Genomic DNA, 26485 nt, shown 5'->3' with positions numbered 1-26485 from the left:
CCTCGACGAACCGACTCATGGCAGCAGCATCGCACGCCGCCTATGCCGCAGGCAGCGCGAGTGTTGGTCACCGACTGGCGACAGTGACGCGTGTCGCGGGCAACCCGGTCAGCGGCATGAGCGAGGTTGACTTCCTGAAAATGGGCCTGTGTCGCCAGGTGAGGGCTATCAGTGTTGCCGCTGTGGGCAGTCGGCATCCAGTATCAGTACCGTCATGTCCAGGAGTCGTTGGTAGTACTCGCGACCGTAGGCGTCCAGCTCGGGGATAACCCGAAGGAGTCGCTGTTCGCATTCGGCGAGGAGGTTCCATCTCCAGTCATCTAGAAGACCTTGTCGCTTCAGCCAGACGGAGACACAACCGGCTGGGTCCGCGTCAAGCATCACCATGTCGAAGCCTGCCACGTCGGCGCCTCGCCACTGGCCCGGGAACGGCGCCTCGATGTGGGCGTCGAAAAGCGTCGTGACTGCTACTAGCCGATCCGTGAGATCCAACGGCTTTCCCCCTCTGGGCCGACGAAGCAATGGTACGGGCGCACGCTCATCGGCATGAGCGCGCACCCCTGGCGGCAGCTCATAGGTGCTCGACTCGCGGCAGAAGAGGGCGACCGGCGAACCGGCCTGGCCAGGGTGTTGCGCCGTAGCGACAGTGTGGTGGCCAGCCGGACGGCCGCGCTGGCTGGGGAGGGTGCTCGGTGCCTAATGAAGGCGGGCGGCGACAGGAGCCGGGGCGGCCGTCCTGTTCGTCAACGGCCAGAAAATGGCTAACAGAAAGATCGCGAATCGGATCTGGCCAATGCTGCCAGCGACCACCTGCAAGCCGACGTAGCGGTTTGCGGCTGGCCTCGGCCACCCTCAGGATCGAGTATGTCTCAATCTTAGCGGGTCAACGGCTTGGCAGGTACCGTCGACAGGCAAGATCAGGAAGCTCTTCGACGGCAGCTCGAAGCCTGCGAGTTGTTCGAGGTACGAGTGGATGTTCGCAAGCCGACAGGCAGCCAAGTGCACTCAAGATCTGCGCAGATATGGCTTTCTGCAACATTCTGTGGTCCAGAAGCGTCTTTGATGAGTATGAGCCACGATACTGCGTCAACGCCTGAGTCAAACGGCTGCACGAAGCTCGACGATGAGGAGTTGCCGCGGGTCACTTCTCTGTCGGCACGTGACCGGCTCGATCTCGCCCGTTGGCACATCGATCGATACGATCGTCTGCGGGCCTCCACCTCGAGTAGAGCGGCGGTAGTGCTGAGCGCCGGAGCAATTTTGACTGCAGGCAACGCCGTAATTCTCTCCCAGCTACTTCAGCAGACACTTCCAGCAAATGTGTGGCTTGTTACCATATGCACTGTCGGGCTCACAATCAGCGCCGCCCTGATCGTGCTCGCGATCATAAGGGCCACGGGAGTCCTCGTCAGCCTTCGCTTGACCAGGGAGATGTTCCCCGAGTCAGACCTCCCAACGGGCCTGGTGTTCAATGCGACCGACACAGTACGGCATGCCCCTGAATTCAGAAGATTTTATCAGGTGGTCGGAGAACAAAATCTCCCCGACGTTTTGTTGTCTGCGCATGTCGAGCTTTGGATCATCATTCGTCAGCATCGACACCGGTACGCCAAGCTTCGTGACTCGGTCCGAGCCCTGCGGTACGCAGCGATGATCTTTCTCGTCGTTCTCACTGTTCTAGTGATCACCAACCTGATCATTCGAGTCGTTTGGTGAACCGACAGACGCCGACATCGCCTACTAGGCTGTCACTCCAGCAACGCGACCAGCAGCACGAGAGTACGTTGCTGGGAGCACTACGAGCCGTAGCCCGGTTGCCAACGGACGAGCGGGAACGCTATTTCCCGACAGGTTGCCCTGCGTGAGATACGCGGCAGCCTTACGCAGTACCTCGTTCTCCTGCTTCAGCAGTCGGTTGCGTTTGCGGAGTTCCCGCAGCTCAGCGGACTCATCCCGCGTCACCCCGGGCCGCTTGCCGTCCTCGACGTCGGCGGCACGCAGCCAGTTCGCCAGACAGGACTCGGAGATCCCGAAGTCTTTGGCGACCTGCTTTAACGGGACCTGGACCTGACGGGCGACCGCGACGACGTCGTCACGAAACTCACGAGGGTAGGGCTTAGGCACGACGGCATCCTTCCAAGCAAGGCCGAAGCCTCACAGGTCAACCAAACCCTGAGCAGTCCCGGGTGGCTCGGTGTGCCTCAGGCAGAGGAGCCGCCAACGTCGACGGCGTGCTCTACGCGGCAGTTCGTCGTAACGTTCGGTCGGCGCTCTATGCCGTCCGAACGACGTCCCCCGGCATGCTGTTCATCGACGACCACCTCGTCGGCGATCAGCAGTTGGGGACTGTAACGGCAGGCGCGTCCGGCACGACCTCTGTGTGGATCCAGGGGAGGCGGTTTGCCGATACGGACAACCGATCCGCGCAGCATGCGGGTCACGACTTACCCACGACAGCGCGCGATGGTGCGCGTCAACCTCGCGCTTATCGCCGTGGGCGTGGGTGCCGTGCTCGTCTTCGGCATCGGCCAGCAGTCCTTGAGCGCCACGACGACCGGGCTGCTCCTCGCAATGGCCGCGTTCGTCATCGGCGTCCTCGCCGGGTTCGTTTTCGGGCTGCCGCGCACGGTCCAGGGCGAGCGCCCCAAAGACGATGTGGGGAACGGCCCGTCTTACCTGGCTAACACCAACCTCGAACAGATCTCCGACTGGCTGACGAAGATCATCGTCGGTGTAGGGCTGGTCGAAGCCACGTCGTTCGGCACGTGGTTCGGCCGGTTCAGTACCAGCCTCGGCCCGGCACTGGGTGACGGCGCGGCCGGCGTCGTAGCGGTTGGTACGACCGTGGCCTTCTTCGCGCCGCTGGGCTTCCTGTCCGGCTACCTGTGGGCGCGCACATTCCTCGTAGTCACTTTGAAGGAGTTCGACCAGCTCCCGCCAAACTCGGTCGCCGGACCACTGCTCGACCTCGACAGACGGGTGCGGGATGCGGTGCAACAGCTCTCGCGGGAACGCGCGGCAGCGGACATGCAAATGAGAAAGCGCGTGCTGCGCAGTCGCGAACAGGTCGTGGAGTACCTCGATCCGGTGCCCACCGTGGTGCACGCGCTCGGCGACCTGTGGCGCACCATCGAAGAAACTCTGGCGCTGCTGATCGAACCACTCAGCCCGCAGGGCCGCACGACAGAGGACATGGTGGAGATACTGCATCGACGTGGCGTGCTCGACGACGGGATGATCGGCAGCCTGACCGCGCTGCAGAAGGCTTCCCGGAGTGTGGCCTCCGGGGCGACGTTGTTCGCCGACGACGCGACTACAGTCCGACAGTCCGGTCCGGCTCTGCTTCAGGAGCTCGCCCGGCTGCGCGGTTACGCGCCAGCGTTGTTCGAGAAACATGTGATGCGGCAGCTCAACCGTCTTGCTGACGAAGGTGTCCAGATTACGCACGGTGCCATCCCGCGCCGACTGTTTCAGAGTGAACAGCTGGTCGAATATGCGGGGGACGTGAGGGCGAGCGACATCGAGGCCGACGCCATCCTCGAACGGGGCGAGCGCGTCCTCTTTGTCGAGGTCCGCGCACAAGTGCGAAGAGAAGGCCGTCCGCTGGAGGAGACCCTGGATTGGCTGGCGCGGATACCGCAGCAGGTCCCGGTGCTGCTGGTATTCCTGGGCGACAAAACCAGTATGCCTTCTGCGTCTGACCTGGTCCTGGCCGCGCCGCCCAGGACCGACGACAGCAGCGGCCATGTGAACCGGACCGACCTACTCGACGTACTCGGTTGGGACGCGGAGTCCGAATCCTTTTTCAATCGCGTCAGGGCCAAGCTGGCGCCGGCCGAGCCCGATGCCGATTAACGTCGTTCGTGCGCAAACCCACAGGGGTCCCTCCGGTGGCGAGCTTTCTCCTCGTACCACGCATGATCCTGCCTCCGTCCTGGAGAACTCCCCTCCGACGCCAGAAGCATCGACCTCTGAACGAAACTATGCCGACCAATTAGCAGCGCGGAAACAGCGATGGTGCGGGTTCGCTTCCATGTCACTGTTGCAGCGCCGGGGATTGGAGACCAGCGGCCGGATCGCGCTACTCGGCGTCCCGGCTCGCTACCTCTGCCTGACCACCGACGATCACCTCGCACCAGAACCTCACTTGCTGTCACTGGGCAAGGACCTGTTCGTACGGCTATGAGTCTGTCAAACGAACGTTTTACAGTCCCGGCTGCAGGTCAAGCACCCGGCCGCTGAGGTCCGTCAGGGCACTGGCGGCTATTGGGAGTTGTGGCCGGCGGAGAAGGTTGCCACGTAACGACTTTGTCGAGAACGCGACTGACGGCGGCAGTCAAGGAAGCGCGGACGTCGGCCGAAGTACCAGCAATCGCTGGTCAGTCCTGCGGGTGGGCCTCGTAGTTGAACGACAAGCCGTCCGGCGCGAGTGCGAGCAGCTTGGCAAGCACAGGCTCTGTATTCCGGCTCCACATCTTGCTGAGCACCCAGGTTCGGTCACCTTCGCGCAGAGGCGAGTCGACGAACCACCTGCCGAGATTGCCCTTCGCCTTCGGATAGGCGGCTACGAACTGCTCAGAGACCTCGTCGTCAGTGGGTGTGCCAAGGAAGCTGAGAAAGCGAGAGTTCGGAAGTGCCTCGGCCAGCTGAGTTGCAGGCACACCGGCAGCGTGAAGACCACACACCAGAGCGAGCACCGCTTGTCGCTTGCGTAGAGGCTCGGTAGTTCCATCAGGCGTCGTGATCGCGTAGGGCGTCCAGTCGCGTCCGCTGCCTACCCGAACAGCGCGTGCCTGGGTTTCTCGGCGGCGCAGCTGGATCGTGAGATCTGTGGCTTCGGGAAGCGGTATGACCTGCTGGACATCGAGGAGTAGCCGCTCGCCGACCTTGTACGGGGTCAGCCGAACGCATTGGATATCGAGCCCGTAGACCTCATTCAGCCACAGCACGGTCGTGGTGATCTCGCGGTCGAACCCACCAGACACCAACACGACGCGGACTTCCCGGCTCAGGATGGCTTCGTCACCGCCCACATCTTCGAGCCACTCGGCTAGGCGGCCTCGGGCGCTCCCCTCGGTGTCCGGCTCGACTTGCTGCAGGTAGCGCTCGTACGCTTCGCAGACGTCGTCGAACGTCAGTGCCGAGACCATGGCCGCATACCGCAGCGCTTGCAGCTCCAGATGCCCGCCGTCTGTCGTGCGCTTGAGCTCGATGACAACAGGTTTTCCCTCGCGGTCAATCCCGAGCAGGTCGATGCGTCGCCGGGCGCCGGCGAACTCGGCGAACTCCTCACTGACGATGAGGACGTCCTCGATCACCGCGTCGATCTGAACTCGCAGCAGACGCTGCAGGTCCGCGCGTTCGAGTACTTGCTCGGCGGCGAACGTCGACGACGGAACAGCTTCTAGCTTCTCAGCGGTCAACTCGAAGAGCGGCATGCCCGCTAGCTTTGCGCGAGTCGCCAGTTGGCGGAAGTGCTGCTGGGTTACGGATGAGCCATCAGGGGCCGTTCGACAGCCAGGCCCGGGCAGTGACCGGCTCACTCGGCTGTCGCTGCCGAGCGCGTGCAACACCGGCCACCAGAACGAGGCTGTAGCGGCTCGTGACGCTCTGGATGGGCCGGACGGCTTCGGCGCCGGTCAGGAGCACTGATCGGGGGGAACGAGCTGAGAATCCAGCGTCGGAAGCGCGCAGTCCAGCGGTGTTTCGGGCCACGCCCGTGGCGCCAGGCCGAACGCATGTCGGGCGGCACGGACGGCCAGGAAGGCAACGGTGGCGTTGGCACCGCCGCCGATCGCCGCGCCGATGCCGAACGGGACCACCCGGCCGAGCACGATGATCCCTTGCTTGGTTCCGTACTTGGTGATGAAGTTCTTGCCGAGGACTTTGTTGATCTGTTTCAGCGTCGTCGTGGGCACCTTGCCGACGACCTGGCGGGCCCAGTGCTGACCGGTGCGCTCGGCGACCTTGCCGATGGTCGTGGAGCCGGACTCGCCGAGCAGGATCCCCATGACGAGCGTCCGCCGGCGTTCGATCTCGTCCAGCTGGACCCCATGGACCTCGGCGAGCGAGAGCACGAACAGGGCGCTCAGCTCGAGCGAGGAGAAGAACTCGCCCGCCGACAGTGCCAGCGCGATCCCGGTACCGACGGCAGGGGCTGCCGCGGTGGCCCCGACCGCAGCCCCCGTGCTCGCCAGTGCGCTGACGTACATCCGCTCCAGGGTGCGGACGACCTCCGCCGGCGTCGCATCCGGGTTGCGCTGGCGGGCACGGGCAATATTTTTGCGGACCAGCGGTGCCTGCGCGCCGATGGCCTTGTCCAGCAGATCGAGGATCGGCTGGCCCCGTCCGCTTGACGCCGGGACCGGTCCTTCGAGGGCGTCAGAGGCCACACCGAACTCCTTGAATCGTCACGTTTCGCGCCCAGTTTCGCACCTGCCCGGCCCCGACTGTGCGCAGCCCGTGTCCCTGGCGTCGTTGGTCGAACAGGCACCACCCAGCTCGAAGTTGAGCAGGGCGACGGCGGTGATGCCCACGAGCTCCTTCTTGATCATTTGTGTTGTTGCCAACGGTGGCATCGTATTTGCTTATCGGGATGGCTGGCATTGACGGGGTATCCCGCTGTTGTCGGACGCCGCGGATATCTAAGAGCCTGTCTTTGATCCTGTCTAGGTGGTCTTGGCCTGCTTTTGGCGGGTCAGGCGCCTGGTCATCATAGTGATCATGGAGAGGTTGATGAATGCTGCGGAGTGATCGGTGAGGCGTTCGTAGTGGCGGACGTTGCGGCGGGCTTGGGTGATCCAGGAGAAGGTCCGTTCGACGACCCAGCGTCGGGGCAGGAGTACAAATGTTGTCTGGACTCTGTGAGGACTGGGAATGACGTCGCGGCGTAGGCCTGGCCGTTCGGGGACTGTAGATGGTGAGCGAGCATCCAACTGCGGGCTGGTTCATCAGGCTCGCAACCTGTTTACGGCTCTTGGTGATCGCGCGGAGGGTCTGCGTTCCTGGTCAAGAATCGGGACGGCAGGGTGTTTCGCACTTGTAATCGGAAGGTTCCGTAACGGTTCACCTCGTCGGGACGTCTTACCTTCGGTCCGGAAAAATTCGACACACGTTGCGTGCCTGGCGATCTGGTCCTGCAAGAGTGGGACTCGGGGAGTTCGGTGCTGAGGAGGATCTTGGACTGACAGTCGCTGGTGGGAAAATCAAGAACGTCACGGTAGGTGTGTTACGGAAAGTCTTGCGTCATAAGGATCTTGGGAGGGTACTATGACGACAGTTTGCGAAAATGAGGACACAACCGTTGGTGCTGTGCAAACGGAACTGGCGAAGCTGGCCGATGTGCGGGAGAACCCGCCGTCGCGGGCCGCCTTGCTTGAACGGTTGCCGCAGGCCAACGGTGATCAGGACACCTGGTGAGCTGAACGGCCTACCCAGATGCCGATTTCACTTCCACGGTCGCTCACCGATGAAGCAGAGCGATCGCCGTGGCACGAGGTTTCGCTCCGCTCCCGCGCGGTTCTCGCGCGGGAGCTTCCCGCGATGGCCGAAGCGGTCAACCAGTTTCCTGTAGCGGTATTTGGGCTCGACAGTGGCTTCTTCCATCTGCCCGCCGCGCAGGCCAGGGCCTGGGGAGTGCCGAGTGAACAGGTTGAGCGGCTTCGTGATCTGCTCGCAATCGGACATTTTCACTTCGCATTCCAGGATCTCGTGATCGACGAGGGGCACGCGCCCGCGGCCATGTGTGTCATCGCCGACACCAGTCTGCTGCGCTATCTGGACGGCCTCGCCGAGCTGGGGCCAGCTGTGGCGGGTCACTATCGGTCGCTGCACGATCGCTACTACCGAGACTATGCAGCGGCGATAGCTCGTGATCTGGCACACCGCGACGGCTTGCTCTCCTACACCACCGAAGACATCACCGGCCTCGGTGACAAAGCGGCACCGGGGATGACTGCGCTGCACCTGGTGGCAGACTTGGCTGACACACCGTGGCGCGGAGAGCCACTTGCGAGGGCGCTCGTCCGCCTGTGCACGGGATTGCAGTTGCTGGACGACCTCCAGGACGCGGCGGAGGACGCCGCCAATGGCAATATGACCTGGCCGTTGGCGAGCGCGCTGCTTGCGTATCCAGACGTGAATGTCGGCGACGCCGCGGACCTGCGAGCGGCGCTTGCGGGCAGCGGAGCAGCGGACGCATGCCTCAACGTCGCCGAGTCCGCGTTCACCGACGCGGCCGCGCTCGCTGTCGCTACCGAGGCGACGGTACTAGCCGAACTAGCAGATGTATGGCGGCGGCGAGCTGTCGAACAACGGTCCGGCCTGCTGCTGCCTGAGGACATTCGATGACGGCGGACCGACCGCGATGGCTGCTGATACGGGAAACACCTGTCGCCGCACGTGTGATCCACAAGGCATACGGCGGTAGCTATGTCAGGCATCTGGTCAAAGTTCTGGTTACGCCATATCTCACTGCTCGCGGCCATGCCGCCGTGCTCGGTGTCGGCGCTGATCACGGCCGGTCTGGCCTGGCACGGCGGATCCTAGATTCGGTTGTCCACGTGGCATGGGCGCTCACGTTCCCAGGAAAGCGTCAGGAAGCACTGCCGTGGGTCCTTCGGCCTTCGTACGTCGCGGGCTGGCGGCTGGTGAACCTCGCGAAAGATAGCGGGCTGCGCGACGCCGCATCAGCGACGATTGCACTCTCCGGCCATGTGTTCGCACTGGCCGACCGCATCGGCATGGACGTGGTCGCCAGAGTCGACACCACAGCGCAGCGCCTGCTGACCGCGTACCTCCGCAGGGGGTTCCGCGTCACAGGTTCGGACAGCGGTGCGCTCATGCTGTACAGGTCGGCTCGCGATCTCGGTGCCAGCCCGCTTGAGGACAAGTGGCGATCGGTGCTGCGCACGGGCAGGCTCACGCTCTCGGCGTGGACTGCTCGGTTCGGCCCCGCCGAAGGACCTTTCCTTGATCTCGGCGCAGGTGACTCGCCACTCGGAACCGAACTGGCGTCGAGCGGGGTGGTCGCATTTGCCGCCGACCCCCAGTACTCGCTGCGTAGGCGAAACGGTGGCTACGCCGTCGCGGCTACCGCGGAGCATCTGCCGTTCCCCACAGGCGCGTTCGCCACAGTGAATGCGAATTTTGTCATGCAGCACGCGGCGCGGCCACGACGCGCACTCGGCGAGTGTCTTCGAGTGAGTGGTCCGGAGGGCAGGCTTGTACTGCACCCAGTGTGGGCGCCGCGTTCGGTGAGAGCCAGGCTGGGGCGCATCCCCGGTGTCCTGATCGTGCCGGGAAGGGCGTTGCCACCTCGCCGGCAAAGGCCGAGCATAACGCTCAGCGCCCGTGACTTCGACTTGGCAGCGCATGGTGCCGAGGTGGTCGCCGCGCTCTGCCCGCACCCGGTCGTTGCCTGGTTGGGCCGCGTGGCGATGCGACTTGTGATCGTCATTGCGGAAGGGCGACCGAGGTGATCCGGGATCGGGTCGCGGTGACCGTGAACCTACTTCGCCTGCACACCGCGGGGTTCGAGGGCTTCGTTTTCGCGGCAGGACCAATGCTCGAAGGCGTGCCGGTACCGCCAGCGCGCCTTGGGACGCTCTGGCTACTCGGGGCCATGATCAACGGCTATATCTTCGCACTGAACGACTTGGTCGACCTACCACAGGACCGGCTCAACCCGGCCAAGGCACGCAGCCCGCTCGTGACCGGTGCGCTGTCCGAACGTGTGGCTCTGCTGTGGTCGCTGTGCTTGCCGCTCGCCGCGCTCGCAATCGCGTCGCTCGAGGACTGGTCTGTCGGTGCGCAGGTGTCATTCACGCTGCTGCTGGTGCTCGGAGCAGCCGTCAACATATATCAGAAGGCAACGACACACCCACTGCTGATGGATGTGCTGTTCTCGGTGGCGATGGCCGCGCCGCCCGCCATTACGGCGTTCGCGACGGCAGGCACAGTCGGGCCGGTGACGTGGTGTGCGACCGCCCTGTTGTTCCTGCTTTCGCTGCAGCTCAACAGTGTGGCGGGCAACCTCAAAGACCTCGGGTCCGATCGGCGCACCGGGTTCCGGACGGTGGCGATCGCGATGGGCGCGGATCTCGCGGCCGACGGGACGCTGGTCGCGACACCCGCGTATCGCCGGTACTGCAAGGCTTTGTTTGTGTGTGTCGCCACAGTGGGCGCCGTCACTTTGTGGATCGCCACCCGCGGCGCTCCCGTCGAGGTATTGATCTTCTGCGCTGCGGCCGTCGTGGTGTCGGCGGTGACCGGAGCGCTGAGCCTCGACCGGCTCCTCGCCGGCAAGCGGAAGCCGTCCCCGCGTGGCCGCGAGCTGTACTTCGCCTCCGGTTTCCTGGTGCTGCTCGTCGTCATCGTGGTCCGGGCACCGTGGCAGGTCCTCGTTCCCGCTTTGGCGGCGCTGGCCTTATGGGAGGTGGTGTTCGCGCTCTACTGGGCCTGGTACTGGCGGTCGTCGAACCGGGCGTCCGTCGCGGAAACGGTGGTGTGACGTGGGCGCGTGGAGCGTGCTGGCGGTACTCGGCATCCTGGCCGCCAGCCAGACCGGCCTAGCGCTATTTCCACTGCTCACTTCGTACGCGCCGCTGGCGCTGCTCGCCCTGCGTCCGCAGCCGGAGATCATGGTGCTGCTGACAGCGAGGCTGTCCCCGATAGTGATCGTCCTCGTGGCCGTGCCGCTGCGGTTGCTGATCCACGTCTCCTACTACGAGCTGGGCAGATGGGGTGGCGGACGGCTGGTTTCCCGCACCCGGGCGGGCGCGTGGGCGCTCAAGGCACTTTCCCGGCCATGGTTGGGTGTTGTCCTGCTGGTGTCCTGCCTGGCGCATCAGAGCACTCCGGTCGACATGGCGCTCGGTGCGCGGGGCAGCCGGCGTGCGCACACGGTGATCGCCTTACTGATGGGCGTGACCGTCTCCTCGATCCTCCTGGTGTGGCTGGGAACCGAGCTGGCGCCACTCTCGGCCGAGCTGCTGGCGACGCTTGGGGAACACCGCTTTATTGCGCTGTTCGGCGTGATCGCCCTGACCACCTTTGCCCTGTCCACGTGGCAACTCGTACGGACGGCCAAAGCTGCGAGAAAGGAGCACCTCGACGATGAAGCTTGAAGAGACCCACCTGCGTACGATCACTCGTGCGCACTACGAACGCTATCCGTTCATCGAGGGCGGTGCCCTGCGCATAGCGTTGTGGCGGTCGAGACTGGCCGAATTCCTGCCGGACGGTCTCATCCGTGGCGCGCGCGTGCTGGATGTGGGCGCGAGTGTCGGTGAGGTGGCACGTTCGCTGGCCGACCGCGGCGCCGAGGTGACCTGCGTCGACCTGACCACGGCGGCGACGCGTCGCTGCCGCGAACTGAACCCGGCTCTCGGCGTAGTCCAGGCGGACGCGCTCACCCTGCCGTTTCGAGATGCGAGCTTCGACCACTCGATCGCGATCGGAGTCCTGCATCACACCACCGACTGCGCCAAGGGGCTACGGGAAATGGCCAGGGTGACCAGTCCCGGCGGCAGCCTGGTGGTGCTGCTCTACAGCAAGGGAACCCCCTACCATGCCATGTACGCCCTCACCGCGCCGATACGCGCACGATGGACCGTCGACGCGCTGGAGGCGCTACCTCGGTGGGCGAAGAACGCACTACGGTCGATCCTGAAGGTCCAAATAGGACTGCGACTGGACGACAGAATGCTCCGGCGGCTGGCCGCAGACCAGGTCTGGACGCCCCGCGCCACGTTCCACACGACGCGTGAAGTCGCGCGCTGGGGCCGCGAGTGCGGTCTCAGGCTCGTCAAGCGGAAGCGGATTCCTTTTTATTCAAAGATTTTCGTATTTGAACGCGAGGCGGCTGGATGACTACCGCCATGGACAGGACCAGAGCGCACTACGAACGCTTCCCGTTCGTCCAGGGCGGCGGGCGGCGGGTTCGGCACTGGCAACGACGGCTGCGCCCTTTCCTGCCCGATGCCGTGGTCCGGGGCGCGGTGGTACTAGATGCGGGGTGCGGATCGGGTGAGATCGCCTGCGGACTGGCCGATCGCGGCGCCAGGGTGGTCGCGGTGGACCTGACCAGCGCGGCCACCAGGCGAACCCGTGCGGCCAGCCCGGCCGCGGTGATCTGCCAGGCCGACGTGCTGCGGTTGCCGTTGCCCGATCGGTCCGTCGATCACACGGTCTCGATAGGCGTGCTGCATCACACCCCCGACTGCTTCGCGGGGCTGTGTGAACTCGCCAGGGTCACTAGGCCAGGCGGATCGATCGTTGTGCTGCTCTATGCGAGGCTGACGCCGTACCACACGCTGTACTCGATGACCGCGCCGCTCCGCCGCCGGGTTCCGGTGACTGCACTCGATCGCGCTCCCGGGTGGTGGTGGCGGGTGGTCCGGTTGGTGGTGGCCGCTCAGGTAGGCAGACGGCTCGGGGACGACCAGCTCAAGGCGCTCATTGCCGACCAGGTCTTCACCCCGGTGGCCACCTTCCACCCAGCCAGGGAAATCAGCCGGTGGGCCGACGCACTCGGCCTGGTTGTGTACCGGCGAAAAAAGCTTTTCCTGCACGCAAATCTGGTCGAGTTCAGGTGCACGGGGACCGCGCGATGAAACCGGTGCAGCGCAGTCGGCCCCTGTCGCCCACCGCCCTCTCGGTCGCGAGTGTGGTGACGATCGGCTTCTGCGGCTGGTTCTTCGAGATCGGGTACTGGTTCTTCGGGTTCGTCGCACTCGGCGTCGGCGCCGCGCTGGTCTACGTCGAACGAACCCGGACGACGCCGACTACCTCGACGCCCACCACGCAAATCGTCGGAAGCGCCGTTACAACCGCGGCGGCGGCATGGACCGCGCAGCTGGAGGAGCGCGGCGTGTTCGAATGGCACACTCTGCCGCTGCGCTGGCGAAAGGTCGGTGAGCATCCGCCGAGTGCCGCGGCAACGTACACGTGGAACCGCGTCGACGACTTCTACCGGAATCTCGAAACACGCAGGCTGATCATACTTGGAGCGCCGGGGGCAGGTAAGACCGTCCTCGCCATACAGCTGGCGCGCCAGCTGCTAGAGGCGTGGAACGGGACAGAGCGCTTCCCCCTGTTCGTCTCACTTTCCTCGTGGAACCCGGCCGAAGTTCGGTTCCCGGACTGGCTGAAGGACCGGCTGGCGACCAGCTACCCCTCACTTTCCGCGCTAGATGCCACCGGGCGTCGGATCGCAGACTCGCTGGTGGACGAGCACAAGGTGCTGCCTGTCCTTGACGGGCTCGACGAGCTGAGCCGCCCGCTACGAGTGATCGCGCTGGCCGCGATTACCAGGATGGCGCCATTCCCGTTCGTGTTGACCTGCCAGACTGTCGAATATGCGGCGCTGACGGACACCACCACGCCGCCGCGGGATGTCGTCGCCGTGGAGATCGAGCCACTGCGGGCCGCCGACGTCCGCGCTTACATGACTGCGGGCGAACGCGTGCCCGGTTCGATGGATGAACTTCTCCGGGACGAGGGCAATCCGCTGCTACGGATGCTGTCGACACCGTTGATGTGCTTTCTCATGAAGGTCGGGTACACGGGGGCGCCCGGTCAGACCCAGGAATTGGCCGCACTCGCCGAAAAATCGCCAGCCGCGCTGGAGGCGTACCTGCTCAAACGGTTCGTGCCCGCATTATTCGACACCGGCAGGCGTGGCCCGAAACAGATCCACGACTGGGGCGCGGACCGCGCCACGCGTTGGCTCTCCTACCTCGCGCGCGACCTGGTCAGGCGTAAAGAACGTGACTTGGTGCCGTGGCGCTTGCATGAGTCACTGGTAGATCCAGGAGCTGCTGGAATCGTGCTGAGTGGGGTCGTGTCCGGTGGCGTGCTCGGGGTGGTGATCGGGCTCGGCGGAGCAGCTGCGACCGCGGTACTGCGGCTGCTCGCTGACCGGTTTGGCATCGTCGCCGAGCCCAGCCCGCTCTTTCCGACATCTTGGGCCCTGGTGCTGGCGGGATCGGCGATCGCTGCGTTGCTCGTACTGCAGTCCACCCGTACGAGGGCGATCCGCAACGGAAGCACCAGATTCAGCTCGCGTGGCGCCCATTACGCGATCGGCGGCATGGTGCGCCTGCTCGTCGGTATCCTCGGTGGCGCGGGCATCGTGCTCCTCTCCCGGTTCAGCGGCGCGCTCGGACTGGTCGCATTCAGCGGTGGCCTGATGATGGGCATGATCACCACAGCGTTGGCGGACTGGAGCCGTGAGTGGCGGGTCGGGCGAAGCCCACGTCGAATCCGGATTCGCATCCAGAACATCCCCGACGCTGTCGTGTACGGGCTCGGCGGTGGCTTGCTGACTGCGCTGGGTGCTGCCGTGCTGATAGGTTTCGAAGCGGGCGCACTCGTAGCGGCTGCTGCGGTCACCGTCGGGGTAGTGATCAACCTACTTGACGAACAGGTCGACGAGAGACAAGCTGACCGTGCTGCCTCGGTGCTTGCTTCCGATCGCTGGGCGACAACGCTGCAACTCGCGTCGGTCGGAGCGGTGGTCGGGGTGTTCACCGAGTTCGTCCGCGAGGGCGGCGCGACCGCGCCACTGGTCTTCGGTATCGGGCTGGGCACTGGTGCTGGATTGGCGCTGGGCGTGGCGGCGGCGGTCCTCGGCGGACTGCCTGTGTTATTCCCATCAACGGTCTGGGTCAGGTATCTGACCGCCAAATGGTGGCTCGCGTCGGGCAAGCACGTGCCGATTCGCCTGATCCCCTTCCTTGATGACGCCTGCACTCTCGGCGTGCTGCGCCGGGTAGGCGCCGTATACCAATTCCGCCACATCGACCTTCAGCGCCATCTGTCCGGCCCCACACTCGACCGACGAAATGACAGCTAGCGCGTTACCCGGTGTAGTAAACGCGATCCCTCCTTGCAGTTGATCTGCGGTTTAATCGGATGAGCTGCCTGCCAACCAGGTCACCGAGTGGCTTGGCTGACAGATCTCAAAGGGCTCGACCACGCGAGCATGGTCACAAAAATGGGCCAGAATCACCTTCGTGTGTCCGCCGACACCTGACCCTGCCGAGCGCTGGACGACACATGGCTCCATTCGGGTAGACGTCATGGCCTTGCGACTGATCCACTCGTTCGATGGCTGACACAGCCCTACTGCGTGCGTTGAGTTGGTGTCATGGGGAGGTGCGCTGTCGATGGATGCCGATGAAGCGATCAAGAGGCTCTTCGAGCTGGCTGATGTGGCCATCGAGTCGAGTGATCAACTGGCGGGCAAGGTGCAGCGGAAGGCGTCGAAGCTCGCCGACGAGCGGCGCAAGAAGGGCCAGGAAATCGACCAGGTCAAGCCTCGGCTGATTCCGGTGCCTGAACGCGAGCACGGCAGGAACATGCGCATCATGCCTTGGGAGCTGCTGCATCTGCTTGGGCGGGCGACGGTGCTGTCCGGGCACGGTTCGTCGCGGGCGTTAGCGCAGCACTGGGGGTGTCTGAAGTACATCACGTCGCTTCAGCGGAACACTCACGGTCGGATGGAGCTCTCGGAGAGCGGTAAGGACCCTCGGTATCACCGGCGGTCGGTGCAAGCCGAGGATCTGGGCATCGCGTTCGCGCTGGCCGCGGCACTCCGGATCGCGCAGCGACGTCACCCGGACTATCGCTTCGAGGTCGTCGACGCAGATGTCGCTCTGGAGGCGGGTTGGGCGCTGCGCGGCAATGAGGTGAAGACGAAGTCGAATACCAGGCTTCGGCCCGACTACTTCCTGTTCGGCTTCCGGGACGGCTCGCCCGCACGCGTGATCACCGTGGAGTGCAAGGGATCCCACGGGGCCGCTGATGCCCAGCACAAGCAGCTGGCGAAGGCTGCCGCGCAAGTGAACGCCGTGGTGATCGGAGATCCGGGGCACGGAGATGTGACGCCGCCCGGCCTGATGATGTCCACCTCACTGGACGACACCGGCGGCATTCAAATGAGGATCCTCGACCCACCCGGCGATGGCACGCTTGCCCTGTCGGGCGATGGCACCGGCCACGAGTCCGGTCTCAACGGGCCTGTCGAGCAGTACCACGAGTTTCCCGGAATCCCGGTACGTGACGAGGAGGCAGAGCGCGACCGTCGGCCGGGGTTCTATATCGCTCCTGAACGGTCGGAGTGGTTCGCTCGGGTGCTTGCTCGGACAGCGAGCGCCGGGCTGCTGGCCTTCGCTGGGGATCGCGACACCGCCGGACGCCTGCTCACCCCGCGCCAACGGGCTAGGCTAGGGGGCGAACACGAGTCCGGGCCCAGCCACGTCGACTTCGACACGGGGATAGGTCTGGCCGGCATGCGCCTCGTCGGCACCGACCACGTGTTTCGACTGCAATCGCAGCGCATGGAGGTGTTCTCGGGGATTCCCCATGCGCTCCACGATCTCCTGAGCGGTGAGCCCGACCTCAAGGGGCGTCACCACATGCTGCCCGAACTGAGTGCTCGGTGGCACGAACGCCAGGAAGACATCCTGGCGGAATGGGGCGGGGTGGTCTTCATGGACATCAACGGTGCGGTCATGGGGCTTAGAAAGATGGGAGCTGGCAGGGTTCCTCTCGACTAGGTGCGACGGCTAGTTGGCCGAGTCGCCGTGTGGGCGCACTTCGGCATTTCAGGATGTTCGGTCGCCGTCGCCGTGATTGGTCCGCAAGGTAGATCTGGAACATGTTCTGTCGGTGGATCATCTGCTGTTGGTGGTCCACCGGCCAGCAACGGCAGGTGATCCTGCAACAAGTGGCGAAACAGCATCACCCGGACCTGCGGGCTTCACAACAGTTAGGGGCGTGTTGGTGGCCAGTTTGAATTCCCCGCTGGCGGCCGGGGTGGCGGGGAATTATCTGGCCATAGGCCGGCTGCGTAGCGTGGCTCGCGAGCGACGTGGTCGTAGCCTGTGACGAGGTGCCGCGCACAGCGAGCGAGCGCGGCTTCGATTCGTGTGCTAGATCGCTGCGCTGCTCGACGGGCCGTGCTGACGGTCGAAGCACGGTCGACGTCACGGCAACGGTCGCGTGGCCGCGGTTGGTCGACGAGCGTGTGGCGATCACTGACCGTGCAATTGGCCGTGAGCGGGGAATCGAACTGGCCGTCCACGGGGTTTCCGACTGGCCGCTGACACGCTGATACTCCCTTAGGCGCTGGCAACTCCCATCGTGGTTCGGCGACCTGCTTCGTTCAGCGCGAGCGAAGTCATCGTCGCTTCGTGATGCCCAACGTGAGCACGCTTCCACGATGGCCCTGTTCACGTCGGTCCACCAGGAGAAGGTCCAAGTCCGGGCTGACGGCGTGTTCCTGGGTGATCAGCCGGTTTCTCATCGCCGTCTGGATCGTGAGCGTGAACTCTGTTCCGGGCGTCGCCGTGAATCCCTCGGGCAGTCGGGTACGTAGCTGGCGGGTGGCTGCCGGTCCGGCTGCGATGACGAGAAGGCGTTCGTCGGTCTCGCGTTCGGCCACGTCGTGGAGGACGTTTGCGATTCGTTGCCATAAGTCAGACGGCCGGTCGACGCGATCTGGCAGGTAGGCGAGAGCAGCCAAGACCGTTGTAGTGGGCGAAGCCAGTTCCAGCGCTCGAACCGATGGATCAGCTAGGGGTTCGTCACTGAGCTCGATGTGGCTGGAATCGGTGCCGCATTCGGTGAGGCACTGTGCCAGGGCATAGGTGGCGGCGTCGGTGGTGAGCAGGTGGTCGCGGCCGGCATCGGCTTCCGCGTCGAGGTACGCGGCCAGCTCTATGGCGACGCTTGTCCAATCGTGCCCTCCGAGACCGAGCTGCCCGAATCGCGGCAACGTTCCCGCTCCGGCCCGCCACTCTCGGAGCAGCCCGTGGTAAGGCTCGGGCAGCAGGTCCGTGGCGGCTGCGGGCACCGCGCCAAGAAAGTCGTCGCCGAGTTGGAGGCCGAGCCGGACGATGTCGTCGAGCTGCAGTCGCTGGGCGCCGGCGAGGCGCTTTTCCGCTGGTCGGAGTGAGTCCGGTGTTCCCAACAACTTGGCTAGTACGGAGCCGGTGAAATGTCTGCCCGGCGATTGGCGCTGCCACGCCTCACGCGCTGCAAGGAGCAGCAAATGCTGGAGGTGCAGGGTGGCGACTTCCACGGGGTCGTGACGGGCAGAGGGCCGCCAGTTCACCGTGGACCGCCCGAACCCCTCCGGCAGAGGGCTGTTCGCCGACTCAGCCACCTTTCAAGGATCAGCGTCGATTTCTGACGTGTCAACGTCGAGAATCGACGCTCGAAGACCGTAGGCTGGTTGGGTGACGGACCACACTGGAACCAGTCACGATGCGGACCGGCGGGACTTGCTATCCGAGATCGGCCGTATCGTGGGGCACGGCGGTACGCCGGTCACCGGCGTGCGTCTCCTGGGCGCCGAGGTCGATGTTCTGGTGATCATTGACGAGCAGGAACACGTCCGGCGTAGCGCAGTGCAAGCGGAGTGCCTGGATGAGTTCGAGGTCGTGAGTGTTCTAGCGAACCTGCCTCGCTGGGAGCCCGTTTCGCTACAGTCGCTGTCAACCCGGGAACAGCGTGCCGTGCGGCGGGCGCCACGAGGCTGCCTCGGCTTGGACGTCGGCACGGTGACTCGGCTGGCTGGTCCCCCAGTGTCAGCGGTACTCGTCGTCGTCCGCGACAACGACTGGGATCGCGGTCTCAACACGGCAAGCCAGTTCGCCCCAGTCGCCACACGCGTGCTGCTCGTGGACCACGAGCCGGCGGATCTAGCTCTCGCCGCGGCGGAGGCGGCGGAGTACGGCATCGGCTTGGCTGTAAAGGCGGGCACGACCGTGCGGATATTGGTGCCGCCGGAGCGGTGGCGGGAAAGTTACTTCACCCCGGGTGGATGGCTGTTCCGTGAACAGGCATACCAGGCGTTCGCGGGTCAGACCGCACGCGCCGGGGCGGACGTCACGACCCGAGTGTGAGCCACGCTCGCTGGCTGTCGTCCATTGTGATGGTTCTGATCCGGGTCCTGCGGCGAAGGTCGGCGTAAGCGGCCTCGACGGTCCGCCGGTAGGCGTGCAGCCAAGCCCGGCGCTCCGCAACCGGGGTGGTCGTCAGCTGCGCACCAAGCGGGAGCCACGCTCGCAGGTTGTGCAGATTCGCGACCGCGTGGTCCGCGTGGGTGTTCGTCAGCGTCGTCAGATCGCGTCCGCAGCACCCAGGCAGGACACAAATCGGCGGCCGGACGTTGCGGAACCACGGTTCGTACACGGCCTGATGACGGAAGCTGTCGATCTCGGGAAGCAAGACGATGGGACTACGGTCCGGCGGCATTTTCCGCGTCTTGGCCGGGCGACGCCCGGTCACCGTGTGCCGCAAGCTGGCGAGGTACCCGATCGCGCCACCCAGCCCACCATGCGCAAGAGCCTCGAACACTGCGAAATCGCTCCTGTGCAGGAATACATCTGCCGCGGACGCGGTCACCACCCGCAAACCGTCTGCGACGGCTTGCGCGGCGAACGGGTCGAACTGTCCTGTCACGATCAACGCGACCGGGTGGCGTGAGCGCTCCAAAATGGTGACCATGTCGGCTCGCTCGGCGCCTGTGAGCATACGAGCGGGCACTGGGGCTGCGATCACGACTCCCGGCGTGACGAGCGCGTTGGCTGCTGTGACCGCGGCGTCTAAGGTGGCGAGATCACGGACCCGCCCAGTGGGGGTTAACGCGAAATCCGCACCGTCGGCGAGTTGGTACCGCATGCACTGTGCGAGCGACAGCGACCCGGCACCGAGAATCGACGGCAGGTACATCGGCTCGGACGGCGTGGCGGTGTACCTCAAGTAGCTGGTTGTGTCCTTGCCGACCAGCAACCGCGAGCCGTAAACGCCCTTTACTGTCCGGACGGCTCGAGCGCATTGCTCATCGACGATCACGATCCCACTGAACCCGGAATCGACAACCTCACCCACCGCGTTCGACACCGACGCCGCGGACGTCGCCACCAAAATGCGATCCTGCAGCAGCGACCGCGTCAATGATGAGCCTGCTTGAGCTACCGTCGTCGCCACCAGCACCTCCGCCGCGATCGCTGGTGTCCATAGTGACTGACGCCTCGATAGATCCCAGGTATGACACGCGGGTCGACTAGCACCGACCAGAGGATGCTGGAAAGACATGGCATAGTCCGTCGCAGGCCTGGCCGGAACTGTGCCCTCGGCGAGGCTCTTACAGCATCCGCACGAACGCACGCATGCCTAGCTAGTCGCCAGTCAACTCGTCGGCCTGGTCGGACGCGAATGCACGACCAGCGGCATAGAGCGGGCATTTGGATTACTGCGAATGGGTCCTGTGTCGCCAGGCGATGGCGAGGGCTATCAGTGCTGGCGCTGCGGGCGGTCCGCATCCAGTAGCAGTACCGTCATGTCCAGGAGTCGTTGGTAGTACTCGCGACCGTGGGCGTCCAGCTCGAGGATAACCCGAATGAGTCGCTGTTCGCATTCGACAGCGAGGACGTTCCATCTCCAGTCATCCAGAAGACCTTGTCGCTTCAGCCAGACCGAGACACAACCGGCTGGGTCCGCGTCAAGCATCACCATGTCGAAGCCGGCCACGTCGGCACCTCGCCACCGGCTCGGGAACGGCGCCTCGTTGTGGGCCTCGAAAAGCGTCGTGACTGCTGCCAGCCGATCCGTAAGATCCAACGGCTTCACCCCCTCGTAGGCCACCGAAGCAATGGTGCGGGCGCACGCTCATCGGATTTTCCGGATGTTCGATCGCGGTCGCCATGATTGGTCCGCAAGGTGGGGCTGGAATATGTTCTCTCGGTGGATCACCTGCTGTTGGTGGTCCACCGACCACCAACAGCAGGTGATCCCGCAACAGGTGGAGGACAACACCACCCGGACCTGCGGCTTCGCAATGACAGCCAAGGGCCTACCCAGTCACGACACATCTGCATACCGAACGGCGCGACAGCTATAACCAGCCGAGATCGACCAGATGATCAAGGCTTATTGCGGAGGCTCGACAGTCCGGCACCTTGCCACTGAGATCGACGTCTATTGGTCAACGGTCGGCAAGCTCCTCGAAGCCCGTAGCGTGGACACTCGCCAACTCCTACTCACCCAAGACGAGATCAAGAAGGCTAGCGAGCTCTACAAAGCAGGCGCGACACTGGAAGACCTCGCTGGGCAGTATCACGTGGGGGATACGACCGTACGGCGATGTCTGCTCGCCAGTGGAATCGCGCTAGGCCCGCGAGGTCGACAGCGTCGAGCCGACCAGTAAGTCTGATACTGGACAACTTTGCGATCAGAACCGTAGCGCCACTTACCGGCAAGGCTCTCGTTACAGAGAAGCGTACAGGTTATATTTGCATGTTGAATATGCGATTTGTTCAACATGCAAATGTCGGAAACCTTAAAACCGCTCCGGTCGCCAACCGGTTAGGTATTTCATTGCTAGCTCAGTGGCATCCGCAACCTCCTGGTCGACAGAGTCGATGTGGTGGCGCACGGACTGGACGCCGTCACGAAGAGTCTCCTGGTCGCCATAAATCGTTTCTAGCGTCTCCCAGTGCAGCCGGGCTTCGCGTTGAATCACACGACTGCCTACCGACTGGCTCCGGACCTGGCACACCGATTGCAAGAGCAGTGCGCAGTTAAATTCGGGGTCACCAAATAGGTTCGTCATAAACGTCGATTCTTCCTCTGTGTGGTTTCTCATCCAGATCATCAAGCCCAGCAGGTTTGGCTCGGTTTTGAGCTGCGCGCCATTGGCCCGCTGGATTTCGGCGCTGAGCATGGACTCCAGTTCTCTGGCGGCCACCTCGGAGACAAGGCGATGCCCAGTACCTTCGACATGGCCTATCATGTGAACAAACTCTAGCTTGGATGACAGAGTCGAAATCTGAGGGAGCACCTCCCTTGAAGCAGCTTCGACCTTTGCCTCGTCATCCAGACGGCGAAATAGTCGCAGGACGACTCGTGTCACATGGAGGCGGCCATCGCCCATGGACAACATTCCCCGCTCCCGCTCCGGCAGAGAGGGCAACGTGTTAAGCAAGCCAATGCTTCCTGGAACAACAGCTTCAACAGGGTACTCGCCTTCAAAATTCTCGAGAGCGACAATAACATCTTCCCGCTCGTGCGGATCAAGTAGCTTGAAGAACTCCTCAAAGGCTTCAGCATTGTTCATAACAGACAGTGCATTAGTGGCATGATTGAAGGAATCCAGATCCTTGTTTGTGAGACGCTCAAAATAGAAGCTCAACAGAGCAGGGTGGGCAAGCCGATGCTCTCTGATCCACATCCTCTGCCATGACGCATCGTAATGCATCCCGTTGTCAATGTGGCGGTCGGCAGCTGGAAAGACGCGGTGGACCAATGCTTTAGCTACTGCTGAATGCTCCGCTGAGGTGGCGATTAGGTTGTCGATTGCATCCTTATGCTCGGAGTCTTCGCGCCTACCGATGAAGCTGGAACTAGGTTCAGTCAGTGCTACCTTATTTTCGATCGCCGCCCTATAGAGGTCCGGAACGAACACCCGAACGGCTTCCATTGCCAAGACGTCTACGATTTCTACTTCACCTCGCAGACTGCGGAGGGTACCCTGAAGTGAGGCCGCAAAGCGGCGGACGTCGCGCATATTGCGCAGCAAGGGGTCGATGATCTCTGCAAATACGTCTAACCATCTCTGCTCATCAAATCGCGGCTCCGAAAGGTGGATGCCATTGATAATGGAGTCAAGTGTCCTTCCCAGTTCGGCCCGGAGCAACGTAACGGGGATGGCTGGAATATCAACCGATACTTGCACGATCTTCTCTAGGTAGTTGCGACCTGAAAGGCCCGTTTCGCTGAGCGCCTGCTCGACTCGCTCGCGATCGAAAGCCAAGAGATACACGACATTGGGAAAGCTGGCGGTTAGGCGCACAAGCTTGAAGATATGGCGGATCTCATTGGTGTCGAGGCGATCTATGTCATCAATGACTACGATTAGAGGCTGCTCTAGATTTGCCAGGATTCCGGCCAGTTTGGCGCGCTTTTGGGTTACGCTTTCTTTCTTTCGTTCATGAAACTGCTTGAGCGCTTTAGTGCTGGCGCCAAGCCGTGTAATCCACGAACCAAGCACTGGAATTGCACCCAGCGGACTTAAGAGTTCGCCGTACGCGCTAAGCTCGGTTGCAATCTTACTAAACTTGCCCTCTTTTATATCGAGTTGCGCGGCGAGTTCGGTGAAAAATGAATCCACCAACTGTTCCGTGCCGGAAAACATCCACGGGTTGAAGTCGAGAACAGTTAATGGCGGTTCGGTCTCTAAGTGTCGTCGTATCAAGTTAATGAGCGACGTCTTGCCGTAACCCCACGGGCCCATAACGGCAACAACACTGCCTTCCGTTGCATCGACCTGCCGCAACTCGTCGGCTAGATGCTTTGCAAGTGGGGCGCGGCCAAGCGCGTCCTGCGGAGTGTCGCGAATGGGGTTGTCGCCAGTAACTGCCATGGCGCATTTCATCACAAGCGATGGGCAATGTCACGCGCATCTGGCTGTCCTGAACTCTACCGTGTTCAAAGTGTCGCAAGATCGAGTTATATCCAGGGTCTAGGTGAGCAAACTGGTCGCCTTCAGGAAAATGTCACCGGTTTGCGCGGCATGCTGACGCTTGCGCATAAGAAGGTCCGGAAACAGAATTCTCTCCTCGAGCGTCATCGTAAGGTCGGAACCATCCATCAGAAGCAGAGTAGGCCGCCGACTATGGCCAATCAGCGTCAAGGCGTTTGGTTGAAAGCCGCTCATCGACAGGAAAAGACCGAGCGTGTTGTCTAGCTTACGATTTACCTTGCTTGAGAACGTATCCAAATCCGCGAGCGGTGTCAGCTCTTTTTGCCACTTGGCCTCGAGCAAGTATTCAACACCCTGGAACGTAAAAGCTCCGTCGATCTGCTCGCCATGAATTCGAAATGAGCCTTTCGCATCAATGTCGTACAGTGCAAATAGGTCGTTCAGAAGCTTCTCAAGTGAGTAACCTCGTGTCTGAGGATCTTGACTCATGATCGTGAAGAACAGCTGTTTAAGCTCCGCGAGCTTCTCGCTCATGGCGCGAGCATTCTCATTTCGGGCCAGCTCGGCTTCGAGACGGCGCGCTGCGTCTTCTTTCTCGCTTCTGAGCTTACGATACGGTTCGACCTGCTTACGTAAGGACGTTAACGAGTTGACCGCCTCGTCATATTTCTTCTGGCCATCAGTGAGTCGCTTGAGGTGACTTGGATCTTCAACCTCTGCAACCGTAAGCAGGAGGTTCAGGAGCACGTCAAAATACTTGTGTTGATTAGCCGCAAGCTTATCGATGAGCTGGGTAACGATCTGATGCTTGTATGCCGTCCAGTCCAGCTCCGCCACAAGGGAGCGATCACCCAGAGTAGCGTTCAAGAAGGCACGGAGATCGTTCTTGTACCAGTACGTGAGCCGCAACGCCTCCTTGAGGGGGTGGAGCACCGCCGCATTGACGTGTTTCGGCATGTTGGATTTCCTCACCGTGGACCGGCCTCTGGCACGGTAAGTCGGCGAAACGCTAAATCGCGTTACACCCGGTAGCGGGCCCATCTACGCCAGTACTGGCATCAGCACGTCAGGGCGCAGGAAGAAGTCCTGCACGTACGGCGAGTTGCGGTGCGGCTCCAAGCGAGTCCGCAAGTCCTTCACCGCACCGGTCGAACGGCTGGACTTGACGGTCGCCGCCAGCTTGACAGCTTTCATTCCGGCTGCGGTTGCGGCGGCCAGGTCGTGATCGTACAGTGCGGCCCTGGCCATCGTTGCCTCGGCGAGAGAAGCGCGTCGAGCTCGGTTCTGTCGGGTGGCATCGTTAGCAGACAGCTTGGCGAAGGCGGCCGCTTCCCGCGGTCGCTCCAGGTCGCGGAAGGCGTGGGCGTACTCGCCGTTGAGGTAGGCCACGTCGATGAAGCGCGCCCACTCAGGCTCGTCTTCGGGTCTGATGCGTTCAAAAGATTGCTCAGACAGGTGCACACTGCGGGCAGCCGCTCCGGCGTCGCCCATAGAGGCTTCAGCTCGCGCTTGCAGCGTCCGGAGATCTGCCAGGCAGGCCGGGGACTAGTGAATGGGATCGCCAACGGAGTGTCGGGTGTCAACCGGACGGTGAGTGCTGAGCCTGCGGGTAGCGTCGCGCTTCGCGATCGTGTCATCAGCTCATGGGTGATGGAGAATAGAAACGTGGACCGGGAGTACCTTGACGAGACCTTGAGCCGTCTCGTCAAGGACGCCGGATTCCAGCCGGAGGATTGGACCCACACCGAGGTCAAGGAGTACAGACGTCTCGTTCAAGGCGCTCATGCCGCGAAGATCGACACCGATCTGCGGAACATGCGACTGCTACGGATCGAGCCCCATTTCAACGACCCCGCTAAGGCGCGCGCGACGCTGAGCTCGGGCCGCGTAATTGGACTGACCTTCAAGAGCTCCGGCGGCCACGTCGCCGTGGTGTTGGATCTCCTGCCTCTCGGGACGGACAACCTGTAATGAGAAGCGTTCCTACCGAGCCGCCGCCGATCAACCCCGAGCCGCTAGGCAAATGGCTGGCTGACGAGCTTGAGGCCCGCGGCTGGTCCCAGGCAGACTTCGCCGCCATCCTTGGACGACCGACCCGGTTCATCTCCGAGATCATCAACGGCAAGAAAGAGATCACCCGCGAGTCGGCCGCACAGATCGGTGCCGCTCTCGACCAGACCGCCGAGATGTGGCTGAACCTGCAGGACCAGTACCTGCTCGCCGAGCAGGCGAAGGACCTGCGCACGCAGGCCAAGCTCAACGATGTCCGCAAGCGGGCACTGATCAGCAAGCACGCCCCAGTTGAGCTGCTCCGCAAGCGCGACATCCTGCGCTCGACGGAGTTCGACTCCCTCGAGGACGAGCCCAAGTTTCTGGCGTCCGCCAGGCGGTTGTCACGGAGAAACGTGGTCGCATTTCGTGAACCAAACCAGCCTGCCGGTCGTGGTTGCCCCGCGCTCCGCTGCGGCGCTCGAGCGGGCGCTGGGTGTGCTCGCCGTCGAGGTCTACGGCTTCGCCTGCGACAGAGGGGCCCGCTCTGGTGGGGCGCGGGGACCGTTGGGTGTGGTCCCGGCGTGTGTGGTCGGGGCAGGATGTCTGGTTTCTGCGTCGCTACGCGTGAGCCTTGGATGACCCTTGCCGCCGACCTGAGCGAGGGCGATCGCTTACGCTGGCTTGCGCCGCCGAGGAGGTTGTGCTCGACCTCGCCATTCAGGACGCTGAACGCCACCTCCACGACGAACTCGCCGCAAACTGGAGACCGGGCTGTCACCTTCGCGGTTCGCCTACGACTGGTTCGCTCTGCGGGACGTGCTGTTCCAGGACAGAGACTGTGACGGCGGACGCTCTGGAAGACCTGCTGGATAACCCGTCCGACCCCAAAAGTGGGGATAAAGCGGGGAGATGACCATGGGGCGATCGCAGGTCAGCGCGCTGACCTGCGAAAACTGTGGGGCGCGTGGGACTCGAACCCACAACCTACAGATTAAAAGT

Annotated in this window: 24 protein-coding genes and 2 pseudogenes; 14 read left to right on the top strand and 12 right to left on the bottom strand. The window is 63.2% G+C overall.

From position 1 onward, the window contains the following. Positions 1–168: 168 nt before the first annotated feature. A complete protein-coding gene (locus ACFV15_RS21765; protein ID WP_378352336.1) occupies positions 169–492 on the bottom strand; it encodes a hypothetical protein in 324 nt (107 codons plus the stop codon). 399 nt (positions 493–891) lie between these two features. Between ACFV15_RS21765 and ACFV15_RS21760 the strand changes: the two genes are divergently transcribed. Continuing rightward, positions 892–1716 (top strand): hypothetical protein, encoded by an 825-nt coding sequence (locus ACFV15_RS21760; RefSeq protein WP_378352335.1) that lies wholly within the window; start codon positions 892–894, stop codon positions 1714–1716. A 141-nt stretch (positions 1717–1857) separates the two neighbouring features. On the opposite strand, the pseudogene ACFV15_RS21755 reads toward ACFV15_RS21760, so the two are convergent. Next, positions 1858–2124, bottom strand: a pseudogene (locus tag ACFV15_RS21755) (transposase); the annotation flags it as partial. 306 nt (positions 2125–2430) lie between these two features. On the opposite strand from ACFV15_RS21755, the gene ACFV15_RS21750 reads away from it, so the two are divergent. Next, positions 2431–3855, top strand: a complete 1425-nt coding sequence (locus tag ACFV15_RS21750; RefSeq protein WP_378352333.1) for a hypothetical protein — start codon at positions 2431–2433, stop codon at positions 3853–3855. A gap of 178 nt (positions 3856–4033) precedes the next feature. Continuing rightward, complete coding sequence (locus tag ACFV15_RS21745) at positions 4034–4186, top strand: hypothetical protein (protein WP_378352331.1); 153 nt, start codon at positions 4034–4036, stop codon at positions 4184–4186. A 193-nt stretch (positions 4187–4379) separates the two neighbouring features. Here the strand turns inward: ACFV15_RS21745 and ACFV15_RS21740 are convergent, their stop codons facing one another. From ACFV15_RS21740 to ACFV15_RS21725, 4 genes and pseudogenes are all read right to left on the bottom strand, one after another. Beyond that, positions 4380–5438, bottom strand: a complete 1059-nt coding sequence (locus tag ACFV15_RS21740; protein WP_378352330.1) for a hypothetical protein — start codon at positions 5436–5438, stop codon at positions 4380–4382. Between the two features lie 201 nt (positions 5439–5639). After that, on the bottom strand, positions 5640–6392 hold the full coding sequence (locus tag ACFV15_RS21735; protein ID WP_378352329.1) for a hypothetical protein: 753 nt from the start codon (positions 6390–6392) through the stop codon (positions 5640–5642). A gap of 18 nt (positions 6393–6410) precedes the next feature. After that, positions 6411–6569, bottom strand: coding sequence for a hypothetical protein (locus tag ACFV15_RS21730; protein WP_378352328.1), 159 nt, complete (start codon positions 6567–6569; stop codon positions 6411–6413). A 99-nt stretch (positions 6570–6668) separates the two neighbouring features. Beyond that, positions 6669–6857 (bottom strand): annotated as a pseudogene (locus tag ACFV15_RS21725) (transposase); the annotation flags it as partial. A 685-nt stretch (positions 6858–7542) separates the two neighbouring features. Here ACFV15_RS21725 and ACFV15_RS21720 point away from each other — a divergent pair. The 8 genes from ACFV15_RS21720 to ACFV15_RS21685 all read left to right on the top strand — a co-directional run bounded on the left by ACFV15_RS21720 (position 7543) and on the right by ACFV15_RS21685 (position 16562). Then, a complete protein-coding gene (locus tag ACFV15_RS21720) occupies positions 7543–8349 on the top strand; it encodes a hypothetical protein (RefSeq protein ID WP_378352327.1) in 807 nt (268 codons plus the stop codon). After that, positions 8346–9479 carry a class I SAM-dependent methyltransferase gene (locus ACFV15_RS21715; protein ID WP_378352326.1) on the top strand — a complete coding sequence of 378 codons (1134 nt, stop codon included), beginning with the start codon at positions 8346–8348 and terminating at the stop codon, positions 9477–9479. Before ACFV15_RS21720 ends, ACFV15_RS21715 begins: the two co-directional genes overlap by 4 nt. Next, positions 9476–10510 (top strand): UbiA family prenyltransferase, encoded by a 1035-nt coding sequence (locus ACFV15_RS21710; protein ID WP_378352324.1) that lies wholly within the window; start codon positions 9476–9478, stop codon positions 10508–10510. Before ACFV15_RS21715 ends, ACFV15_RS21710 begins: the two co-directional genes overlap by 4 nt. Before the next feature lies 1 nt (position 10511). Further along, a complete protein-coding gene (locus tag ACFV15_RS21705) occupies positions 10512–11126 on the top strand; it encodes a hypothetical protein (protein ID WP_378352322.1) in 615 nt (204 codons plus the stop codon). Further along, a complete protein-coding gene (locus ACFV15_RS21700) occupies positions 11116–11871 on the top strand; it encodes a class I SAM-dependent methyltransferase (protein WP_378352321.1) in 756 nt (251 codons plus the stop codon). Before ACFV15_RS21705 ends, ACFV15_RS21700 begins: the two co-directional genes overlap by 11 nt. A gap of 8 nt (positions 11872–11879) precedes the next feature. After that, positions 11880–12614, top strand: a complete 735-nt coding sequence (locus ACFV15_RS21695) for a class I SAM-dependent methyltransferase (protein ID WP_378352319.1) — start codon at positions 11880–11882, stop codon at positions 12612–12614. Beyond that, the gene (locus ACFV15_RS21690) at positions 12611–14857 is read left to right on the top strand and encodes an NACHT domain-containing protein (protein WP_378352318.1); all 2247 of its coding nucleotides are present in this window, start codon (positions 12611–12613) and stop codon (positions 14855–14857) included. Before ACFV15_RS21695 ends, ACFV15_RS21690 begins: the two co-directional genes overlap by 4 nt. Positions 14858–15170: 313 nt before the next feature. After that, a complete protein-coding gene (locus ACFV15_RS21685; RefSeq protein ID WP_378352317.1) occupies positions 15171–16562 on the top strand; it encodes a hypothetical protein in 1392 nt (463 codons plus the stop codon). A 623-nt stretch (positions 16563–17185) separates the two neighbouring features. Here the strand turns inward: ACFV15_RS21685 and ACFV15_RS21680 are convergent. Then, complete coding sequence (locus ACFV15_RS21680) at positions 17186–18172, bottom strand: hypothetical protein (protein ID WP_378352316.1); 987 nt, start codon at positions 18170–18172, stop codon at positions 17186–17188. A gap of 73 nt (positions 18173–18245) precedes the next feature. On the opposite strand from ACFV15_RS21680, the gene ACFV15_RS21675 reads away from it, so the two are divergent. Beyond that, entirely contained in the window at positions 18246–18914 is a 669-nt protein-coding gene (locus ACFV15_RS21675) for a hypothetical protein (protein ID WP_378352315.1), read from the top strand. Here the strand turns inward: ACFV15_RS21675 and ACFV15_RS21670 are convergent. The 5 genes from ACFV15_RS21670 to ACFV15_RS21650 form a co-directional block, all read right to left on the bottom strand. Beyond that, positions 18898–20007: a hypothetical protein gene (locus ACFV15_RS21670; RefSeq protein ID WP_378352313.1), complete on the bottom strand. Its 1110-nt coding sequence runs from the start codon at positions 20005–20007 to the stop codon at positions 18898–18900. The genes ACFV15_RS21675 and ACFV15_RS21670 overlap by 17 nt on opposite strands. Positions 20008–20307: 300 nt before the next feature. Continuing rightward, positions 20308–20658: a hypothetical protein gene (locus ACFV15_RS21665; protein WP_378352312.1), complete on the bottom strand. Its 351-nt coding sequence runs from the start codon at positions 20656–20658 to the stop codon at positions 20308–20310. Between the two features lie 694 nt (positions 20659–21352). Beyond that, positions 21353–23434 (bottom strand): P-loop NTPase fold protein, encoded by a 2082-nt coding sequence (locus tag ACFV15_RS21660; RefSeq protein ID WP_378352311.1) that lies wholly within the window; start codon positions 23432–23434, stop codon positions 21353–21355. Between the two features lie 99 nt (positions 23435–23533). After that, entirely contained in the window at positions 23534–24451 is a 918-nt protein-coding gene (locus tag ACFV15_RS21655) for a hypothetical protein (RefSeq protein WP_378352310.1), read from the bottom strand. Between the two features lie 84 nt (positions 24452–24535). Further along, positions 24536–24985 carry a hypothetical protein gene (locus tag ACFV15_RS21650; RefSeq protein ID WP_378352309.1) on the bottom strand — a complete coding sequence of 150 codons (450 nt, stop codon included), beginning with the start codon at positions 24983–24985 and terminating at the stop codon, positions 24536–24538. Between the two features lie 174 nt (positions 24986–25159). Here ACFV15_RS21650 and ACFV15_RS21645 point away from each other — a divergent pair, with 174 nt between their 5' ends. Further along, positions 25160–25465: a hypothetical protein gene (locus ACFV15_RS21645; RefSeq protein WP_370945353.1), complete on the top strand. Its 306-nt coding sequence runs from the start codon at positions 25160–25162 to the stop codon at positions 25463–25465. Beyond that, on the top strand, positions 25465–26328 hold the full coding sequence (locus tag ACFV15_RS21640; RefSeq protein WP_378352307.1) for a transcriptional regulator: 864 nt from the start codon (positions 25465–25467) through the stop codon (positions 26326–26328). The genes ACFV15_RS21645 and ACFV15_RS21640 overlap by 1 nt, the downstream gene beginning before the upstream one ends. The last annotated feature ends 157 nt before the right edge of the window (positions 26329–26485 follow it).

Origin of the sequence: Amycolatopsis sp. NPDC059657, assembly GCF_042734395.1 — a bacterium.
Classification (GTDB): Bacteria; Actinomycetota; Actinomycetes; order Mycobacteriales; family Pseudonocardiaceae; genus Amycolatopsis.
The sequence above is the reverse complement of the archived record's forward strand: the minus strand, read 5'-3'. Positions and strand labels throughout refer to the sequence as shown.

What these genes read in the sequence shown, in the direction of transcription:
- ACFV15_RS21740 (WP_378352330.1), bottom strand. Translation starts at nt 5,438, where the DNA reads ATGCCGCTCTTCGAGTTGACCGCTGAGAAGCTAGAAGCTGTTCCGTCG.
- ACFV15_RS21745 (WP_378352331.1), top strand. Translation starts at nt 4,034, where the DNA reads ATGTCACTGTTGCAGCGCCGGGGATTGGAGACCAGCGGCCGGATCGCG.
- ACFV15_RS21750 (WP_378352333.1), top strand. Translation starts at nt 2,431, where the DNA reads ATGCGGGTCACGACTTACCCACGACAGCGCGCGATGGTGCGCGTCAAC.
- ACFV15_RS21685 (WP_378352317.1), top strand. Translation starts at nt 15,171, where the DNA reads ATGGATGCCGATGAAGCGATCAAGAGGCTCTTCGAGCTGGCTGATGTG.
- ACFV15_RS21700 (WP_378352321.1), top strand. Translation starts at nt 11,116, where the DNA reads ATGAAGCTTGAAGAGACCCACCTGCGTACGATCACTCGTGCGCACTAC.
- ACFV15_RS21720 (WP_378352327.1), top strand. Translation starts at nt 7,543, where the DNA reads ATGGCCGAAGCGGTCAACCAGTTTCCTGTAGCGGTATTTGGGCTCGAC.
- ACFV15_RS21715 (WP_378352326.1), top strand. Translation starts at nt 8,346, where the DNA reads ATGACGGCGGACCGACCGCGATGGCTGCTGATACGGGAAACACCTGTC.
- ACFV15_RS21655 (WP_378352310.1), bottom strand. Translation starts at nt 24,451, where the DNA reads ATGCCGAAACACGTCAATGCGGCGGTGCTCCACCCCCTCAAGGAGGCG.
- ACFV15_RS21660 (WP_378352311.1), bottom strand. Translation starts at nt 23,434, where the DNA reads ATGGCAGTTACTGGCGACAACCCCATTCGCGACACTCCGCAGGACGCG.
- ACFV15_RS21640 (WP_378352307.1), top strand. Translation starts at nt 25,465, where the DNA reads ATGAGAAGCGTTCCTACCGAGCCGCCGCCGATCAACCCCGAGCCGCTA.
- ACFV15_RS21650 (WP_378352309.1), bottom strand. Translation starts at nt 24,985, where the DNA reads ATGGGCGACGCCGGAGCGGCTGCCCGCAGTGTGCACCTGTCTGAGCAA.
- ACFV15_RS21695 (WP_378352319.1), top strand. Translation starts at nt 11,880, where the DNA reads ATGGACAGGACCAGAGCGCACTACGAACGCTTCCCGTTCGTCCAGGGC.
- ACFV15_RS21690 (WP_378352318.1), top strand. Translation starts at nt 12,611, where the DNA reads ATGAAACCGGTGCAGCGCAGTCGGCCCCTGTCGCCCACCGCCCTCTCG.